Annotated in this window: 3 protein-coding genes and 1 pseudogene; 3 read left to right on the forward strand and 1 reads right to left on the reverse strand. The window is 42.4% G+C overall.

What is annotated here, in order from left to right:
* Nucleotides 1-937: 937 nt before the first annotated feature.
* The 3 genes from ACFFAP_RS32760 to ACFFAP_RS32770 all read left to right on the forward strand — a co-directional run bounded on the left by ACFFAP_RS32760 (nucleotide 938) and on the right by ACFFAP_RS32770 (nucleotide 4,701).
* Nucleotides 938-2,302, forward strand: coding sequence for an LLM class flavin-dependent oxidoreductase (locus ACFFAP_RS32760; RefSeq protein ID WP_375515126.1), 1,365 nt, complete (start codon nucleotides 938-940; stop codon nucleotides 2,300-2,302).
* Between the two features lie 605 nt (nucleotides 2,303-2,907).
* Nucleotides 2,908-4,446 (forward strand): amidohydrolase family protein, encoded by a 1,539-nt coding sequence (locus ACFFAP_RS32765; RefSeq protein WP_375515127.1) that lies wholly within the window; start codon nucleotides 2,908-2,910, stop codon nucleotides 4,444-4,446.
* A 96-nt stretch (nucleotides 4,447-4,542) separates the two neighbouring features.
* Nucleotides 4,543-4,701: a hypothetical protein gene (locus ACFFAP_RS32770; RefSeq protein ID WP_375515128.1), complete on the forward strand. Its 159-nt coding sequence runs from the start codon at nucleotides 4,543-4,545 to the stop codon at nucleotides 4,699-4,701.
* Here ACFFAP_RS32770 and ACFFAP_RS32775 read toward each other — a convergent pair.
* A pseudogene (locus ACFFAP_RS32775) lies at nucleotides 4,668-4,963 on the reverse strand (transposase); the annotation flags it as partial. The gene ACFFAP_RS32770 and the pseudogene ACFFAP_RS32775 sit on opposite strands and share 34 nt — an antisense overlap.

The raw sequence follows: 4,963 nt of genomic DNA on the forward strand, positions 1-4,963 counted from the left end.
TACAAGCCCACTTCGGCTACGCTCAGTGCATCGCCTAAATTTATTTATGGGATTAAAAATGTTTGACTTTTGAATGCGTGACTTTTAACTTTTCCGTTCGCGCAGCGTCCCGTAGGGAAAGGGCTGACTACCTACTACAAAAGGATATACTAACTGACCAAAAAAGGCAGGGGTGCAGGGAGCAGGGAGCAAGGGGGAAAGATCCCTGCCACAGGGGTTTTTGAGCAACTAAATTTATTTATGCCCTCTCGATTACCACCGGCGCGATCGCCTATGCTGGAGCGTAACCCATTGCCAAGTATATCAGCCACCAAAAATATCGCATCACCTACCAATTTAGTGTTTGTAGAAAACTGATTGGTTCTACCTCATACCATTTCACTTTAATAATGATACAAGCTGGTAGGGGCATGGGCAATGCCATGCCCTTACGATAAATCTATATGTATCAGGATTTTCGTGAATTAGTATCAGATGTACGCGGCAAAAAGTGGGATGCTCTGTTGAGAAGAAAGAATTTGAATTAGCCTAATTTGTCGCTGCTAGTAAACTACTAAAAACTTATGGTATTTTAGTAGTTTACTATTAACTTTGGATAGACGCATAAAATTATCAAAAAAACAAGCCCCTTTAAGTTATACTTTTTAATAAAAATATTAGCAAACTTGTGTTAAGCAGTACTTGCATTTTTTTTATATGTATGAAAAAATCTGTTACATGAACAAAGTACGGTAAATCAATCGATTTAAAGTATTTTAAAAAAATAAGTTACAACAAAGCAGATATCAGAGAAGCATTACTAGCTGTTTATTCTTCTGGTCACTTTACAGAAGAACTCATAGCAACAATCCAAGTAGTTTAGAAGCATTAACTTGTATTCATTTTAAATTTTGAATTCCGCCTTGCGGTACTAGCTATCCAAAAAAGAGAAAAGTAGATGAGCAAAACACGTAAGTTTCGTTTAGGAGCATTTATTCAAGCCACTGGACATCATGTTTCTGCTTGGCGACATCCAGATGCACAAATAGATGCGGGTTTTAATTTCGAGCATTATAAAGAAATTACCCAAACCGCCGAACGTGGCTTGTTCGATGCAGTTTTTCTGGCGGACAGCCCAGGAGTTTGGGGTGGCGATCCCGAAACACAGAGACGCAACGGTAAACTTGTCCATTTCGAGCCAGTCACACTGTTTTCGGCTTTGTCTTCTGTAACTCAAAACATTGGCTTCATTTCCACCGCCTCGACTACATACGAAGAACCTTACACCCTGGCACGTAAGTTTGCCTCGCTGGATCACTTGAGTAAAGGCCGAGCGGGGTGGAATGTAGTCACCACGGGTAACGAGAATGCCGCACTTAATTTTGGTCTTGAGCATCACCCGGAACATAGCCAACGTTATGAACGTGCCGAAGAGTTTGTGGAAGTGGTTAAAGGACTGTGGGATAGTTGGGAAGACGATGCTTTCATCCGTAACAGAGAATCTGGTATCTATTTTGACCCGAATAAACTACATATACTCAACCACAAGGGTAAACATTTTTCTGTCAAAGGCCCCTTGAACGTTGGTCGTCCACCTCAAGGTTATCCGGTGATTGTGCAGGCTGGAGCATCGGAAGCTGGACGGGATTTAGCTGCGCGTACTGCTGAGGTGATTTTCACTGCCAATCAAACTCTAGTCGATGCCCAGGAATTTTACGCTGATGTCAAAGGTAGGTTGGCGAAATATGAACGCTCTCCAGACGATCTGAAAATCATGCCTGGGGCTTTCCCAATCATTGGCCGGACTGAGGAAGAAGCCCAAGAGAAATACGAATTTCTGCAATCGTTGATTCATCCTGATGTAGCTTGGGATATTTTAAAGAACTATTACAAAGGTGTGGATCTGTCGAAATATTCTTTAGATGATGTAGCTCCCGAACTACCCAGCGATACCAATACTAATAAGAGTCGTCTGAAATTAGTCAAGGATTTAGCTACTCGTGGCACTCTGACGCTGCGTCAGTTATATCTCGCTCTTGCTACCGCCAGAGGTCATCGTACTATCCTTGGTACTCCCGAAAGCATTGCCGATCAGTTAGAAGAATGGTTCAACAATGGTGCAGCAGATGGCTTCAACATCATGCCACCAATCTTGCCCACAGGATTAGATGACTTCGTTAACCTAGTCGTTCCCATCCTCCAGAAACGCGGACTGTTCCGTACTAAATACGAAGGTAGTACCTTGAGGGAAAACCTGGGGCTGCGTCGTCCGGGTAATCAATTTGCCGCTAAACAAGTTGATGAGAGATTGGTATTAGTGTAGATAAATAGGGCTTACGCAACGCCGCATATTCTTTTCAGTTCGTAGTGTTCAAGTAACGTCTTGCAAAGAGGATTAAAGTCAGGGCGGCCGCATCATGTCAACAAAATAATTTTATTGTCAATAAGCTCGAAATGAGTCGCATTAATTGCTGTTTATTGACACATATTTAGCGATCGCTTTGAGTCTTACAAACTAAATCAAACGAGAAATGCCGCTAAAGTCGTTGGTTCTTAACGTTGGTTCTGATCAAGAGTAATTTAGATGCGTTTGCCCTGGGATTAAAGTCCTCTCTTGCAAACGCTAGTTGAACAAAATCAGGACTAAAGTCCTTACTACAAGCAAAAAGCGTAACTCCCGATCAAGAGAGTAGTGAGTTTCGAGTGCTGTAGACGTTCCTGCCGGAGCCAACACGTTATGGGTTCTTTGCGTTGTAGCAAAAGTTTATAACTGAGTTATCCAGATGCGATAAATCGCCTATCAATTTCAGGGTTTTATTGGACTTTCAATCCAATAAATTACCAAGTAACACTCAAATGCGTCCTTGTACTCAGCACTCATAACTCATTTCTTAGCACTACCTGTGTCATTTATTCAAGGAAAAAAACATGACTGAATATAGCAGATTGAAAACTTCCCGTTCCGCCGCAATCAAAGCAAACCTCAATTATCCGATAATTGACACTGATGTTCATACTAATGATTTCACTCCGGCGCTTGAGGATTACATTGCTAAATACGGTGGCTCGAAACTCGTAGATGAATTACGCAAGGCGGAAGCTTCTCGTCTCAATTCCAAGAGCAATGGTAAAGACTGGTATCAACAAACTCCTGAAGAACGCCAGTACAACCGCACAATTCGATCGCCTTGGTGGGCTAGAGTCACCCGCAATACTTTGGATCTCGCTACTTACACTCTTCCTGAACTATTCTATGAGCGTCAAGCGGAGCAGGGGTCAGATTATTCGGTACTGTTTCCGAATAATGTTTTAGCATCGGCTGGAGCAAGTAAAGAGAACCGTCAAGCACTGCAACGCGCAGTCAATCACTATCATGCTGACTTGTACCGTAAATATAGTGATCGCCTGACACCTGTAGCTGGTATCCCGATGGGTAATCCTCAAGAAGCCGTTGAGGAGTTAGAGTTTGCAGTGAAAACACTGGGGCTGAAGGTGGCAAACATTCCTGGTGGTGTGAAACGGCCAATTAAGGTGATCGCTGATAAATATCCAGCAGATCAATACCCTGAAATCGCCAAGTATGCCTCTTACATTGACTTTTACGGATTGGATAGTGAATACGACTACGATCCATTCTGGGCTAAAGCAGTTGAATTAGGTGTACCTGTTACTACCCATTATGGCAGTCAGGGTTGGACTGGACGCTCCTCCATCAGTAACTACATGAACAATCATATCGGTCACTTTGCTGATGGCTCACAAGCATTTGCCAAAGCACTGTTTTTTGGTGGTGTTACCAAACGTTTTCCACAGTTACGCGTAGGTATGCTTGAAGGTGGTGCAGATTGGGGCGCACACGTCTACATTCATTTAGTAGATCGATTTTCCAAGCGCAATCTCAAGGGACTGCAAAACTACAACCCAGAACTGACAAATTCTGATGAGTTGTTTGTGTTATTCGAGCGTTTCGGTAGTGAATTCTTACAAGAATATCCTCTCACTAAAGAAGAACTGACAAAGAGTGTCTTGGGTTCTTCCTTCAACCGTCATAGCCGCTCACCCGTTGATAGCGAACTAGAAGATTTTGCCGCCGCCGGTATTGAAACAATTGAAGACATCCGCGATCACTGGGTAAACAGTTTCTTCTTTGGTTCCGAGTCTGACGATCGCACCATTGCAGCAGCATTCAACGACAAAGCTAATCCCTTGGGTGTGAAAATCAACGCCATTTATTCCTCAGATGTTGGTCATTGGGATGTACCAGATTTGACTGACCCATTAGCGGAAAGCTGGGATTTAGTACAAGAAGGTGTGCTTTCTGAAGCGGACTTTAAGGCTTATGTATTTAATAATCCTTACAAGTTTTATACTCAAGCTAATCCCGACTTCTTTAAGGGTACGGCGGTTGAATCTAAAGTAGGTAACATCGAATCTCCACAAGCAGATAAAAGTTTGGTAACGGCGTAAGAGATTAGGAGGAGATCAGGGAATAACTTCCTTGCTCTTCTACATCCCCTTCCTCAGTAACTAAGGCGCATAAGCATTTTAACCTAGAAGATTGACATGACTTCAACAACTGACCCTAATTTTGGTGCGCGTGAGGCGCTACGCCTACTCGGTCCCTATCCTGATAACTGGGTACCCGACCGTGCTGATATTGACCACAATGTGACGATAGTTGGTGGTATTTCTAGCTCATCTAAAATACTGCCGTTCCAATGATTTTCTAGTACTGCCCATGTCCTTTCTATTGGATTATACTTACTATGATAAGGAGGATAGTAAGCTAAACGTATATTTACTTGATGTTTGTGGGCAAACTCTATTATACGTTTCATAAATTGGGTACGACGTGAACTATTCTGCGGACCATTATCTTGATTAAGAGCTAGGGTTTTAATATCAGAAAAACGGTGTTTTTCTGATATTAAAAATCTGATAAAATCTCAACAATAAAATCACTGGTAACTTTCGATTCTGTAAA

Source organism: uncultured Nostoc sp. (assembly GCF_964245575.1).
GTDB lineage: Bacteria > Cyanobacteriota > Cyanobacteriia > Cyanobacteriales > Nostocaceae > Nostoc.

Bases quoted from the DNA above. Each gene is read 5' to 3' on its own strand.
- ACFFAP_RS32765 (WP_375515127.1), top strand. From the start codon at position 2,908: ATGACTGAATATAGCAGATTGAAAACTTCCCGTTCCGCCGCAATCAAA.
- ACFFAP_RS32760 (WP_375515126.1), top strand. From the start codon at position 938: ATGAGCAAAACACGTAAGTTTCGTTTAGGAGCATTTATTCAAGCCACT.
- ACFFAP_RS32770 (WP_375515128.1), top strand. From the start codon at position 4,543: ATGACTTCAACAACTGACCCTAATTTTGGTGCGCGTGAGGCGCTACGC.